The sequence below is a fragment of the Agaricicola taiwanensis genome, assembly GCF_014635245.1.
Lineage (GTDB): Bacteria > Pseudomonadota > Alphaproteobacteria > Rhizobiales > Methylopilaceae > Agaricicola > Agaricicola taiwanensis.
Genome location: NZ_BMCP01000001.1, coordinates 787142 through 800684, shown reverse-complemented (window position 1 = coordinate 800684; position 13543 = coordinate 787142). Strand labels below are relative to the sequence as shown.

General features: G+C 66.4%; 9 protein-coding genes. 5 read left to right on the top strand and 4 right to left on the bottom strand.

Annotation, left to right across the window (positions count from 1 at the left end; all coding sequences use genetic code 11):
- The 5 genes from tsaE to trxA all read left to right on the top strand — a co-directional run bounded on the left by tsaE (position 1) and on the right by trxA (position 9186).
- On the top strand, positions 1-1524 hold the full coding sequence (gene tsaE / locus IEV58_RS03775; RefSeq protein WP_188408345.1) for a tRNA (adenosine(37)-N6)-threonylcarbamoyltransferase complex ATPase subunit type 1 TsaE: 1524 nt from the start codon (positions 1-3) through the stop codon (positions 1522-1524).
- On the top strand, positions 1521-2249 hold the full coding sequence (locus tag IEV58_RS03770) for a nucleotidyltransferase family protein (RefSeq protein WP_188408344.1): 729 nt from the start codon (positions 1521-1523) through the stop codon (positions 2247-2249). Before tsaE ends, IEV58_RS03770 begins: the two co-directional genes overlap by 4 nt.
- On the top strand, positions 2249-5332 hold the full coding sequence (addB, locus tag IEV58_RS03765) for a double-strand break repair protein AddB (RefSeq protein WP_188408343.1): 3084 nt from the start codon (positions 2249-2251) through the stop codon (positions 5330-5332). Before IEV58_RS03770 ends, addB begins: the two co-directional genes overlap by 1 nt.
- The gene (gene addA, locus IEV58_RS03760; protein WP_188408342.1) at positions 5329-8790 is read left to right on the top strand and encodes a double-strand break repair helicase AddA; all 3462 of its coding nucleotides are present in this window, start codon (positions 5329-5331) and stop codon (positions 8788-8790) included. The genes addB and addA overlap by 4 nt, the downstream gene beginning before the upstream one ends.
- Positions 8791-8865: 75 nt before the next feature.
- Positions 8866-9186: a thioredoxin gene (gene trxA / locus IEV58_RS03755; RefSeq protein WP_188408341.1), complete on the top strand. Its 321-nt coding sequence runs from the start codon at positions 8866-8868 to the stop codon at positions 9184-9186.
- Between the two features lie 49 nt (positions 9187-9235).
- Here trxA and IEV58_RS03750 read toward each other — a convergent pair whose 3' ends face one another.
- Genes IEV58_RS03750 through trpB form a run of 4 tightly spaced genes read right to left on the bottom strand, consistent with a single transcriptional unit; the run spans position 9236 to position 13543 of the window.
- Positions 9236-10552, bottom strand: coding sequence for a bifunctional folylpolyglutamate synthase/dihydrofolate synthase (locus IEV58_RS03750; RefSeq protein ID WP_188408340.1), 1317 nt, complete (start codon positions 10550-10552; stop codon positions 9236-9238).
- 4 nt (positions 10553-10556) lie between these two features.
- Positions 10557-11477: an acetyl-CoA carboxylase, carboxyltransferase subunit beta gene (gene accD, locus IEV58_RS03745; protein WP_188408339.1), complete on the bottom strand. Its 921-nt coding sequence runs from the start codon at positions 11475-11477 to the stop codon at positions 10557-10559.
- A 15-nt stretch (positions 11478-11492) separates the two neighbouring features.
- Positions 11493-12332, bottom strand: coding sequence for a tryptophan synthase subunit alpha (gene trpA / locus IEV58_RS03740; RefSeq protein ID WP_188408338.1), 840 nt, complete (start codon positions 12330-12332; stop codon positions 11493-11495).
- Complete coding sequence (gene trpB / locus IEV58_RS03735) at positions 12329-13543, bottom strand: tryptophan synthase subunit beta (RefSeq protein ID WP_188408337.1); 1215 nt, start codon at positions 13541-13543, stop codon at positions 12329-12331. The genes trpA and trpB overlap by 4 nt, the downstream gene beginning before the upstream one ends.

Here is a 13543-nt window from a genome sequence, read left to right as displayed (position 1 = left end):
ATGACGACGGCCGCGCGCTGCGCTCTTCCGCTCGCCGACGAAGCGGCGATGAAGCTGGTGGCATCGCGCATGGCGGAAGCCTTCCAGCCCGGCGATCTTATCGCCCTGCACGGCGATCTTGGTACCGGCAAGTCGACCTTCGCACGCGCCGCCATCCGCGCGCTTGCCGATGATCCGAGGCTCGAGGTGCCGAGCCCGACCTATACCATCATCCAGACCTATGAGACGCGAAAGGGAATGGTGACACATGCCGATCTCTACCGCGTCTCGGGGCTGGACGAGATCGAGGCGCTGGGCTGGGACGAGATCAGCGAGCACGCCATCGCTCTTGTGGAATGGCCCGAGCGTCTCGGCACCCTGCCCGCGGATCGATTGGACGTGGAAATCAGCCTTGCCCCCGAACGCGGGGCGGAAGCGCGCAATGTCGTGCTCATCGGCCACGGCGCCTGGGCACCCCGTCTTGCCCGCACCCTGATCGTGCAGGACTTCCTGGACAAGGCAGGCTGGGGCATGGCGCACCGCAGCCACATCCAGGGTGATGCCTCCAGCCGGCGTTACGAGCGGCTGACGCTCGACCGGCGCACCGCCATCCTGATGGATTCGCCTGCCAGACCCGATGGGCCGCCCATCCGCGACGGCAAGCCGTACAGCCGGCTGGCGCATATCGCCGAGGATGTCCGCCCCTTCATCGCCCTTTCCCATGGGCTTGGAACGCGAGGCTTCACGGTTCCCGACGTCATGGCGGCGGATGTCGAACGCGGGCTCCTGCTTCTCGGCGACCTCGGCACCACCCCCGTGCTGCGCGAGGGGCGGCCGGACATGCTGCGTTATGCTGCTGCCGTGGACCTGCTGGTGGCCTTGCACGGCAAGGTGTTGCCCCACGAGATCATCGTCTCCGACTCTTTCAGCTACACACTGCCGGACTATGACCTCGACGCCATGCTTGTTGAAGCGGAGCTCCTGGTCGACTGGTACATCCCCTTCCAGACCGGCGAGACGCTCGATCCCGATGAACGCGACACCTTCCGTGATCTCTGGGGGGCAGTTCTGCGCGACGTTGCCGGCCGCGACGGCACCTGGGTTCTGCGAGACTTCCACTCGCCCAACCTCATGTGGCTGGAGGAGCAGCACGGCATCAAGCGCATCGGCCTGCTCGACTTCCAGGACGCGCTTTTCGGGTCGGCCGCCTATGATCTGGTTTCGCTCCTGCAGGATGCCCGCGTCGACGTTGCGGAGGATCTTGAGCTGCGCCTGCTCAGCTCCTATGTGAAAGGCCGCAAGGCGCAGCAACGCGTTTTTGATCCGACCGATTTTGCCCAAGCCTATGCCATCATGGGCGCCCAGCGCGCGACAAAGATCCTCGGCATTTTCGCGCGGCTCGCCAAGCGCGACGGCAAACCGGGATATCTCCGTCATATTCCGCGTGTATGGCGCTATCTGACACGCGACCTTGCGCATCCCGCCCTCGGCGATCTGCGGGCCTGGTATGATGCCAAAGTGCCGCCTCCGGAGATGAATGAATGAACGTGAAGTCCTCCATCCGCCGCGCCTTTGTCCCCGCCGCCGGGCTTGGAACGCGGATGCACCCCATCACCACCACGCGCCCCAAGGCCCTCGTCGAGGTCGCGGGCCGCAGCCTGCTCGACCATGCCCTCGATCGCCTGTCGGCGGCAGGCGTCGAAGAAGCGGTGGTCAATGTCCACCATTTCGCCGACATGGTCGAAGGCCATCTGAAGGGCCGCAAGGCACCGAAGATCATCATCTCCGACGAACGGGACGCGCTTCTGGAGACGGGTGGCGGTCTGGTCAAGGCGCTGCCGCTTCTGGGCGATACCCCATTCTTCGTTGTCAATGCGGATACCATGTGGCTCGACAGCGTGCGGCCCAACCTCGCCCGTCTTGCGGAAGCTTTCGACGAGAGCCGGATGGACGGCCTTCTGCTGCTCGCCTCCAGCGTCGGCAGCGTCGGCTATTCCGGCCGGGGTGATTTCCGGCTTGACCCGCTGGGCCGCCTGATGCGCCGGCCTGAACGGGATCTTGCTCCCTTCGTCTATGCGGGCGCGGCCGTCATTTCACCGGCGCTTCTTGAAGGTGCGCCCGAAGGCGCCTTCTCGCTGAACAGGCTGTTTGATCGCGCCATCGAGGCCGAACGGCTTCATGGTCTTCGGCTCGAGGGCATGTGGATGCATGTCGGCACGCCTGATGCCATCGCGGAGGCGGAAGACTCCATCGCACGCAGCGCTGCCTGATGGCAGGCTCCAGGCCGCGCGTCTTCACCATACCGCCGGGCGCCGCCTTCCTCGAGGTCCTGGCCGAATCCCTGATCGAGGGTCGTCTCATCCCCGGGTTTCGTCCGGCGGATGATCCGTTGCTTCTGGCCGACGCCACCATCTATCTGCCGACCCGGCGCGCCTGCCGTGCGCTTGAGGCGGTCTTTGTTGCCAGGGCGGCCCATGGTGTCGCCGTGCTGCCGCGCATTGCACCTCTGGGCGATGTCGATGAGGACGAGGAGGCCTTCGCGGAGGACATCCCGTCGCCCAGCCTGCCGCCTCCACTGAGTCTGCTGGAGCGACAGCTCACACTCTCCCGCCTGGTTGCGGCATGGGCGACAAACGTGCGCGCGGAGATGCTCCGGGCAGCACCAGGAGAAGAGCCGCTGCTGCCGACAACGCCCGCCGAGGCCCTGTCGCTTGCAGGGGAACTCGGCAAGCTCATCGACAGCGTGGAGACCGAAGAGGTCGACTGGAGCGCTTTTTCTGGGCTGGTGCCTGCAGATTATGACGAGGCCTGGCGCCTCACCGCGAACTTCCTCGCCATTGCCATCGCCCATTGGCCAGATCACCTCAAAGAGCTCGGACGCTCCGATCCGGCCTGGCGCCGAAGCCGTGCGCTGAGGGCGGTTGCCGAGGACAAGAGGCAGAACCCACCGCGGGGGCCGGTCATCGCGGCCGGCTCCACCGGATCAATCCCGGCCACCGCCGCGCTTCTTGCATCGATCGCCTCACTGCCGAACGGCGCGGTGGTTCTCCCAGGGCTCGATACCCTGCTCGACGAGCCGAGCTGGCGGATGCTGGAGGAAGATGACGCCGCCAGCTTCACCAGCCCGCAAGGCGGCCTCAAACGCCTGACTGCGGCGCTCGGCGTGGAGCGCAAAGATGTGGTGCCGCTCGCCGAACCGCCCGTGCCTGAGCGCGTAGCACTGATTTCGACGGCGTTGCGGCCGGCCGCTTCCACCGATCGCTGGCTGGAGGCCCACCTCGTTCAGGACCAGGGGGGCGGAGGTCTGAACGGAATGGCCATGGCAGAGGCCTCCAACGAGCGCGAGGAGGCACTGGTCGTGGCTGCTGCCGCTCGCGAAGCCTTGGAAACCAAGGGTCGTTCGGTGGCGATCGTTACGCCTGACCGCGATCTCGCGCGTCGCGTCACGGCGGAGCTGTGCCGCTGGGGCATCGAAGTCGAAGACAGCGCCGGCTGCCCGCTCTCGACCACGCCGGCCGGCCTCTTCGCGCGCCTCATCGCCGAGGTTGCCGCGACCGATTTCGCGCCGATCGCGCTGCTGGGCCTGATTCAGCATCGCACGGCAGCTTTTGGTCTCGATCCGGCCACCATGAGAAGGGCGGCGACCGCGCTGGAGCTTGGCGCGCTGCGCGGGATTATGCCACCGCCCGGCATCGCTGGCCTGCGGGAGGCACTGGCCAGAGCACGCCGCGACAGGCGCAGCCACCATCGGCGCCGGATGTCCGATGCCGACTGGGATGCAGCGGGTGACCTGGTCGCGCGGTTGGAACGCGCCCTGGCACCGCTGGCGGATCTGCGGGCACAAAGCCTCTCACTCGGCAGCCTGGCGCAGGCACACGCCGAGGCCATTCGCATCGCCGGCGCCACGCCCGAGGATGCCGATGCCGCCTTCGCCGATCGCGATGGGGCGGCACTCCTGGCACTGCTGGAGAGTGTCGCCGCGTCAGGCAATGAGGTGGCGCTGCGGCTTGAGGACTATCCATCCGCCATCCTGACCCTGATCGGCGGCGCCGTGGCACGGCCGTTCCGCCCCTCTCACGCCCGCATCACCATCCTCGGCCTCCTGGAGGCGCGACTGATCACGGCCGACCGCCTGATCCTCGCCGGTCTCGACGAGGGCATCTGGCCGCCGCAGACGCGCAACGACCCCTGGCTGTCCCGGCCCATGCGCCGCCAGATCGGCCTACCGCCGCCGGAGCGGCGGATCGGTCTTGCCGCTCATGACTTCGCTCAGGCGTTCGCCCACCCCGATGTGATCGTCACCCGGGCGCTCAAGCGTGAAGGCGTGCCCTCCACGCCGGCGCGCTGGCTGCAACGCATCGCGGCGGTCGCGGGGGATCAGGTCTGGGGCGAAGCGCGAGCGCGTGGCGATGCCTACGTCCTACTCGCGCGCACTCTCGACGAGGCGCCGCGTGAGGCGGCGCCGGCCGCGCCGCAGCCAAAACCGGCGCTGCCGCTGCGCCCTGCCCGTCTTTCGATCACCGAGATCGAGACCTTTGTCCGCGATCCCTATTCCATCTATGCAAAACATGTCCTGAAGCTGCAGCCGCTCGACCCGCCCGGCCTCGCCCCAGGCGCCGCCGATCGTGGCACGATCATCCACGATGTCCTCGCCCGCTTCGTTGCGGAGGGAGCCGACCCACGCATGCCTCATGCGCACGAGCGGCTTCTCGCCTTGGGCGCGGAGGCTTTCGCCACGCTGGAACAGAACGATCTGACCGCGATCTGGTGGCGACGCTTCCTGCGGATCGCTGACTGGTTTCTAGGCTGGGAAGCCGGCCGGCGGCCCTCTCTTGCCGAAAGCCATGTCGAGCAGGAGGGCCGCAGCGAGTGGACGACGGTGGCCGGACGCCGCTTTGCGCTCATAGGCCGAGCCGATCGGATCGACCGTTTCACCGACGGCACGCTCGCCATCGTCGACTACAAGACCGGCAACCCGCCCGGTGCCAGGGAAGCCCGCGTCGGTCTCGCGCCACAGCTGCCGTTGGAAGCGGCCATGGTGGCCGGAGGAGGCTTCGATGCCGTGCGACCGAGCGAAGCCTCGTCGCTGCTCTATGTGCGGCTGTCGGGCGGCACCCCGCCGGGGGAGCTTCGCGAGGTGTCCGACCCAACGAAGGAAGGCGCCAGCGCACCCGCCCTTGCCGAAGAGAGCATGCTGCGGCTGAGGGAATTGATCGACCGCTTCGAGGCGGAAGATCAGCCTTACACCTCTCTCGACCACCCGAAATTCAAGCGCCGGCCGAATGGCCCTTACGACCATCTCGCCCGCGTACGTGAATGGTCGATTGCCGGTGACGAAGGGGGCGAGGGATGAGCCGCGGTTCTCCCAGCGATGAGACAGTCGCCCGCCAGCGCCGCGCCTCCGATCCCGGCGCTTCGGCCTGGGTGTCCGCCAACGCCGGATCTGGCAAGACTTACGTTCTCGCCCAGCGCGTGGTGCGGCTGCTTCTTGCCGGCACGCCGCCCGGCCGCATTCTCTGCCTTACCTTCACAAAAGCCGCAGCCGCCAATATGGCGAACCGGGTGTTCGGCTGGCTGGCCGAATGGACGCGCCTGACCGATGAGGAACTCGATGAGCGGTTGCAGCGGCTCGGCGAGGAGAGGCCCACTCCGGCGCGGCGCGCGGTGGCGCGGCGGCTGTTCGCGCAGGCGCTGGAGACGCCTGGCGGCCTTAAGATCCTGACAATTCATGGCTTCTGCGAAAGGGTTCTGCAGCAGTTCCCCTTCGAGGCCAATGTGACGCCGCGCTTCTCGGTGCTCGATGACCGCACCGCCGCGGAACATATCGCGGCGGCCAAGGCCCAGATCATCACGCGGGCCACTGCCCAACCGGACAGCAGGCTCGGCCGCGCAATGAACGCGGTCATCGAAGGGGCGACCGACAGCGCCTTCGCCTCAGCCTTGAACGAGCTTCTCAGCGCGCGCGGTCCTCTCGCCCGCGCCACGGAAAGCGCGCCGACCCCCGGAGTGGCCGGGATCATTTCGGAGCTCGCGGCAGCGCTTGGCGTTGCACCGGGCGACAGCCTCGCGACTATCGATGATGAGGTGCTGGTGGGCATACCTGCCGAACAGTGGCTCGATCTTGCCGTGGCCTTCGAGGAAGGCACTGCCGCCGACCACAAGAACGGCTCGCTCCTGCGCAATGCGATCACCGCCACCGATGAGGTGGTCCGGCGGGCGCTCTACCGCAGCCTGTTCTTCACCCAGAAAGACGAGCCGCGTTCACGCCTCGGCACCAAGCGCTTCCGTGACGCTTTTCCCGCCTGGGCAGAGCGTCTCGACGCCGAGATGGCGCGTCTTGTCCAGCTTACCGAACGCCGGCGGGCCGTGGCGGCGCTGACGCGAACCGACGGCCTGCTGACGTTGGCCGATGCGATCCTCACAGCCTATGCCCGGGCGAAGGCTGCGCGCGGCGCGCTCGACTTCGACGATCTCGTCGCCAAGACGAAGAACCTCTTCACGCGCGTGCCGGCAAGCTGGGTGCTCTACAAGCTCGACGGCGGGCTCGATCATGTGCTGGTGGATGAAGCCCAGGATACCAATCCGGATCAATGGGAGATCGTTGCGGGGCTCACCTCCGAGTTCACCTCCGGCTTCGGCGCGCGCGGATTCGCACATCGGACCGTCTTTGCGGTCGGTGACGAAAAGCAGTCCATCTACGGCTTCCAGGGCGCGGCTCCAGAGGCCTTCGACGCCTGGCGCCGCCGCTACATGCGAGAGCATCAGGACGCGGAGCTGTCCTTCTTCGACGTCAGGCTCACGCAGTCCTTCCGCTCCACGCCGGATGTGCTTGATGCGGTCGATCACGTCTTCTCGCGGCCCGAGGCCTACCAGGGCCTCGAAGCTCAGGCCGCCGCCACCATCCACGAGACCGTGCGGGCGGGCCACCCTGGTGTAGTGGAGATCTGGCCGCTGGCGAGAGCCGAGCCGCCGGTGACGGTCGACAGCGCCTGGGATGCGCCCTTCGACACCGCGCGTGCGACGAGCCAGCATGTCATCCTGGCCGAACGCATCGCCAGTGCGATCCGGCGCTGGACGACCACGGGCGATCCGGACGCCGGGCGGCCACCGGTCTCTCCGGGCGACATCCTCATCCTCGTGCGCAGCCGTGGCCCCCTCTTTGAGGCCACGCTTCGGGCGCTGAAACTGAGAGGCATTCCGGTGGCGGGCGCCGACCGCCTCGTACTCAACGAACACATCGCCGTTCTCGATCTTCTGGCGCTCGGCGATGCTGTCATTCAGCCCGAAGACGATCTGGCGCTCGCGTCGGTGCTGAAGAGCCCGCTCTTCGGCCTCAGCGATGTTGATCTACTTGCCTTTGCTCCCATGCGCCGAGGCAGCCTGGCGGAGGCCCTGGAGGAAGCAGCCTGGAACGACCTTGCGATCGCCACCGCCCGTGATCGGTTCCGCGACTGGCAAAAGGCGGCGCGCCAGATGGCGCCATTCGACTTTTTCAGCCGGGTGCTTGGTCGCGACGGCGGCCGGCGGGCGTTCCGGGCAAGGCTTGGGCCGGAAGCCGATGACGTGCTCGACGAGTTCCTGGGCCTCGCGCTGGCCTTCGGCCGTGACGAGATTCCCACCATGGCGGGGTTCCTGCACTGGATGCGGGCGGCCGAAGTCCAGATCAAGCGGGACCTCGACGTCGCGTCCGGCGAAGTCCGGGTCATGACCGTTCACGGTGCCAAGGGGCTGGAGGCCAAGGTGGTGGTGCTTGCCGACTCCGGCCTACCGCCTTCCGGAAAACAGGACGCCTGTGTGCTGACGCTGCCCGCGACGGCGGCCCATGGACCGCTGCCGGTCTGGTCGCCGCGCGCGGGGGATGATCCCGCAGCCGTGGCGGAAGCACGGCTTCAGGCCCGCGCCTCCGCGGAAGCCGAGCATCGCCGGCTTCTCTATGTAGCGCTGACGCGGGCGGAAGATCACCTCGTCATTGCCGGCGCCCTGCGCGCCAATGCGCAGGAGATCGACCCTCAGAGCTGGTATGCGCTGGTGCGGGATGGTCTTGCGCCGCTCTCGCAGGAGTTCCAGCTCCCAGGCGTGGAAGAACCGGCGCTGCGCTTTCGCGCAACCGAGGGAACGGCAGAGGGCGAAGCGCACACCGCGCCTGCGCTCATGAGCTTGACACCGCCTCCCTGGGCCCGCACGCGGCTCGCTCCGGAAACACAGATGCCCAGCCTCAGCCCTTCCGCGGCCGCGGCCCATGAACCGGTGCGCGCATTCGGCGGTGCGGCTGGCCCCGCCTTTGCGCGTGCGCGCGGGCTTGCCATCCACCGTCTTGCGGAATGGTTGCCGGGGCTTGCGGCGGATGCGCGCCGGACCGCTGCGGAACGCTTCCTGGGCGGCGGCCATGCGGACCTGCCGCCGGATACGGCTGATGGCGATGCCGCCGGAATCATCGATGAAGCGCTTGCGCTCGTCGCGGACCCTTCTCTTGCGGAGCTCTTCCATGGAAATGCGCGCACCGAGGTCACAATCGCCGGCCGCGTGGAGATCGCGGGCCAAACTCACGCGATATCGGGCCGTATCGATCGGCTGGTGGAAGAGGCGGACGGCTCGCTTCTGCTGATTGATCTGAAGACCGACCGGCAGCCTCCGGCGCACCCGCCGGCGGCCTATGTGGCCCAACTCGCGCTTTACCGCGCGCTGCTGCAGCGCATGATGCCGGGGCGAACGATCAATGCCGCTCTCCTCTGGACGGCACTGCCGCGGCTTGAGCGCCTGCCGGGGGATGTGCTCGATGCGGCCATCGCCCAGATTGTGTCTGTTCCTTGACGTTCAGGGTGCGGATGCATAGCTTCCACCCGACTCTCGGGACTTGATGTCCCGCACAATCGAAAGGTTTTTCAGATGGCTACCGTCAAGGTAACGGATTCGAGCTTCGAAGCTGAGGTTCTCAAGGCTTCCGAGCCCGTCGTGGTCGACTTCTGGGCCGAATGGTGCGGTCCCTGCCGCATGATCGGCCCTGCTCTGGAGGAAATCTCCAACGATCTCGCCGGCAAGGTGAAGATCGCCAAGATCAACGTGGACGAGAACCCCGGCGTTGCCGCGCAGTTCGGCGTCCGCTCCATCCCGACCCTGCTGATTTTCAAGGGCGGCGAACATGTCTCCACGCAGGTCGGCGCGGCGCCCAAGCCAAAGCTGTCGGAATGGATCCACGCCGCCGTCTGATCACGGCAAGCGATGACGACTAAAAAGGCCGGCACATCGCCGGCCTTTTTCATTGTGGGGGCGTGCCGTTGAGCGCCAGCACCTCACCCGCCAGATAGAGCGAGCCGGTGATCAGCACGCGCGCGGGGCTTTCGCTCTGCCGCAGGACGGCAGCGACCGCTTCCTGCAATGAGGCATGGGGCAAGGCCGGTATGCCGGCACGTGCCGCCGCCTGGGCCACCTCTTCCGGCGTTCGGCTGGCGTCGCTCGATGCGATCGGCACCGCGTGAAGTTCGCTGGCGATGCTGGCGAAGGAGTTGAGGAAACCCTCGGAATCCTTTGTGTTCAGCATGCCGACAATGAGGATCAGCGGACAGGACACCCGCTCCTCGAGCGCTGTCATGGCCTCGGAGATGACGCGACCGCCGTCGGCGTTGTGGCCGCCATCGAGCCAGATTTCGATGCCTTCCTTAAGGCCTTCGACCAAGGCGCCCTTGGTGAGGCGCTGCATGCGGGCCGGCCACTCGACGGTCTGCAGGCCCCGCTCAACGCTCCCAGCGGTGACGCCGAGCTGCGGCAGTGCTCTTAAAGTCGCGATGGCGGCGCCGGCGTTTTCATGTTGGTGGCGTCCTTGAAGCCGTGGCAGCGGCAGATCGAGAAGGCCGCTCTCATCCTCGAACACAAGGCGCCCCCGCTCCTCCCGCGCCTGCCAATCCTGCCCCGAGATCAGAATCGGAGAGCCGGTCCGCGCGGCGGCCCGTTCCAGCACATCGCGGGCCTCATTCCCCTGCACGGCGATGATGGCCGGCACGTCCTTCTTCAGGATACCGGCCTTTTCCCAAGCGATTTCCGTAACCCGGTTGCCCAGGAACTTGGCGTGATCCAGCGAGATGGGAGTGATGACGCTCGCCAACGGCTTGGCCACCACATTGGTGGCGTCAAGCCGACCGCCGAGCCCGACCTCCAGCAGCAGAACATCGGCGGGATGACGCGCGAAGAGCAGGAAGGCAGCTGCCGTGGTGATCTCAAAGAGCGTGATGGGCGCGCCCGCGTTGACCTCTTCCACATAGGCGAGCGCTTCGGCGAGCTCCGTTTCGCTCACCAATTGCCCGCCGCCGGGTGCGGCAAGGCGGATGCGCTCATGGAAGTGGACAAGATGGGGCGAAATGTAGACGTGAACGCCTTTGCCTTCCGCCTCGAGCATGGCGCGAAGGAAAGCGATCGTCGACCCCTTCCCATTGGTGCCCGCCACATGGATCACCGGCGGCAGGCTCTGCTCGGGATGGCCGAGCGCGGCCAAGAGCCGCTCGATGCGGCCCAGCGACAGATCGATCTCACGCGGATGAAGCGCGACCAGCCGCGCGAGGATCGCGTCGCTGGATTTCATTCCGTCACTCGGCCGCAGCCTGCTCCACTGGCGCGGCCGGCAAGGCGACCGGCGCCATGGTCGGCGTGGCGATGGCCGGCGCCTTGATCATGAAGCGGCAAAGGCGCGAGAGCGTGTTCTTCATCTCATGGCGATGCACCACGATGTCGACCATGCCATGGTCGCGCAGATATTCGGCGCGCTGGAAGCCTTCCGGCAGCTTTTCCCGGATGGTCTGTTCAATGACCCGCGGGCCGGCGAAGCCGATGAGGGCGCCGGGTTCTGCGATGTGGACGTCGCCCAGCATGGCATAGGATGCCGTGACGCCGCCGGTGGTCGGATTGGTGAGAACGACGATGTAGGGCAGCTTCGCCTCGCGCAGCATCTGCACGCCCACGGTCGTGCGCGGCATCTGCATGAGGGACAGGATGCCTTCCTGCATGCGGGCGCCGCCGGAAGCGATGAAGAGGATGAAGGGCGTCTTGCGCTCCACCGCCGTCTCCATGCCCTTGACGATCGCCTCGCCGGCCGCCATGCCGAGTGAGCCGCCCATGAAACCGAAGTCCTGGACACCCACCGTCACCTGCAGGCCGCTGAGGTGACCGACGGCGACTTTCACCGCGTCCTGATCACCCGATTTGTTGCGGGCATCCCTCAGGCGGTCGATGTACTTCTTCTCGTCGCGGAACTTGAGAGGATCCACCGGCACATCCGGAAGCGCAATCTCCTCCCATTCGCCATCGAGCACGGAAGCGAGACGCTGCTTGGCGCCCATGCGCAGGTGATAGCCTGAGCCGGGAATGACCCAGAGATTGGCTTCCACGTCCTTGTGGAACACGAGCTGGCCCGTTTCCGGGCATTTGATCCAAAGATTTTCCGGCACCTCGCGCTTGGCACCGAGGAGGCTGCGGATTTTCGGACGAACGACGCTGGTAATCCAGTTCATGACCGTTACTCCTGACTATTCGGCCGCGACGCGGGCGCCGCGGACGCCGGAGGCAAGCTCCGACACCAGGGCAACCACCGCGGAGACCGTCTGTTCCGTCGCCTTGCCTTCGGCGTCGAGGCTCTTCCTGATTGCGTCGATCAAGGCGGAGCCGACCACGACGCCGTCCGCGTTCGCGGCCAAGGCACGTGCATGTTCAGCCGTTTTTACACCAAAACCGACGGCAACAGGTAAATCGGTCCTGGCCTTGATGCGGGTGACCGCCTGGCCAACGACTGAGAAGTCGGGCGTGGCGGAGCCCGTGATGCCCGTTATCGAGACGTAATAGACGAAGCCCGAGGTGTTCCGCAGCACTGTCGGCAGGCGCTTGTCGTCCGTGGTCGGGGTGGCCAGGCGAATGAAGTTGATGCCGGCCTTCATCGCCGGAAGGCAGAGCTCGTCGTCTTCTTCCGGCGGCAGATCGACGATGATGAGGCCATCCACCCCGGCCTTCTTTGCGTCGGTGAGGAAGCGGTCGACGCCATAGATGTAGATGGGATTGTAATAGCCCATGAGCACCACCGGGGTCGTCTGGTCCTCCTCGCGGAAGGTGGCGACGAGGTGCAGCGTCTTGGTCAGCGTTTCACCCGATTTCAGCGCGCGCAGGCCCGCCGCCTGGATCGCGGGGCCATCGGCCATGGGATCGGTGAAGGGCATGCCGAGCTCGATCACATCGGCGCCTGCGCCCGGCAAGGATTTGACGATGGCGAGCGAGGTGGTGTGGTCGGGATCGCCGGCCATGACGAAGGTGACCAGCGCCGCGCGGCCCTCGGCGCGCGTTTCAGCAAAGCGGGTGTCGAGACGGGTCGTGGTCACAGGCTGGCTCCGATGGCGTCAGCCACGGTGAAGATGTCCTTATCGCCGCGACCGGACAGGCAGAGCACCATGATGTGTTCCTTCGGCAGCTTCGGCGCAAGTTCGATAACCTTCGCGAGCGCGTGTGCCGGCTCCAGGGCCGGAATGATGCCTTCAAGACGCGAGCAGGTCTGGAAGGCGTCCAGCGCCTCCTGATCGGTGGCGGTCAGATAGGTAACGCGGCCGCTGTCCTTCAGCCAGGCGTGCTCCGGACCGATGCCGGGATAGTCCAGGCCGGCGGAGACCGAATGGGCCTCTTCGATCTGACCATCGGGATCCATCAGGAGATAGGTGCGGTTGCCATGGAGAACGCCCGGGCGGCCCTTGGTGAGCGAGGCGGCGTGTTCATTGGTATCGAGGCCCTTTCCCGAGGCTTCAACGCCATAGATCGCGACATCGGGATCATCGAGGAACGGATGGAACAGCCCGATGGCGTTCGAACCGCCGCCGATGCAGGCGATCAGGCTGTCCGGCAGGCGGCCCTCGCGCTCCATCATCTGCTCGCGCACTTCATTGCCGATGACGCACTGGAAATCGCGCACCATGGCCGGATAGGGATGCGGGCCGGCGGCCGTGCCAATGCAATAGAAGGTGTCGTGGACATTGGTGACCCAGTCCCTCAGGGCCTCGTTCATGGCGTCCTTCAGCGTCCGGGCGCCCGATTGAACCGGTACGACCTCCGCGCCCAGCATGCGCATGCGGAAGACGTTGGGCTTCTGCCGCTCGACGTCGACGGCGCCCATATAGACCACGCATTTGAGACCGAAACGGGCGCAAACCGTGGCGGTTGCAACGCCGTGCTGCCCGGCGCCGGTCTCGGCGATGATGCGCGTCTTGCCCATGCGGAGGGCAAGGAGGATCTGTCCTAGCACATTGTTGATCTTATGCGCGCCGGTGTGGTTGAGCTCCTCGCGCTTGAAATAGATCTTGGCGCCGCCAAGATCCTCGGTCATGCGCTCGGCGAAATAGAGCGGACTTGGCCGGCCGACGTAGTGGGTGAGATAGCCATCCATCTGCTCGCGGTATTCCGGATCCTGTCGGGCCGCCTCATAGGCAGCCTCTAGGTCCAGGATCAGCGGCATCAGGGTCTCGGCGACGAAACGGCCTCCGAACTTGCCGAAGAGACCCCGATCATCCGGGCCGGTGCGAAACGAATTCTGCGCATGCAGCAT

Excerpts from the sequence above, each read along its gene's own strand:
- tsaE (WP_188408345.1), top strand. The coding sequence starts at position 1 with ATGACGACGGCCGCGCGCTGCGCTCTTCCGCTCGCCGACGAAGCGGCG.
- IEV58_RS03770 (WP_188408344.1), top strand. The coding sequence starts at position 1,521 with ATGAACGTGAAGTCCTCCATCCGCCGCGCCTTTGTCCCCGCCGCCGGG.
- addB (WP_188408343.1), top strand. The coding sequence starts at position 2,249 with ATGGCAGGCTCCAGGCCGCGCGTCTTCACCATACCGCCGGGCGCCGCC.
- addA (WP_188408342.1), top strand. The coding sequence starts at position 5,329 with ATGAGCCGCGGTTCTCCCAGCGATGAGACAGTCGCCCGCCAGCGCCGC.
- trxA (WP_188408341.1), top strand. The coding sequence starts at position 8,866 with ATGGCTACCGTCAAGGTAACGGATTCGAGCTTCGAAGCTGAGGTTCTC.
- IEV58_RS03750 (WP_188408340.1), bottom strand. The coding sequence starts at position 10,552 with ATGAAATCCAGCGACGCGATCCTCGCGCGGCTGGTCGCGCTTCATCCG.
- accD (WP_188408339.1), bottom strand. The coding sequence starts at position 11,477 with ATGAACTGGATTACCAGCGTCGTTCGTCCGAAAATCCGCAGCCTCCTC.
- trpB (WP_188408337.1), bottom strand. The coding sequence starts at position 13,543 with ATGCTGCATGCGCAGAATTCGTTTCGCACCGGCCCGGATGATCGGGGT.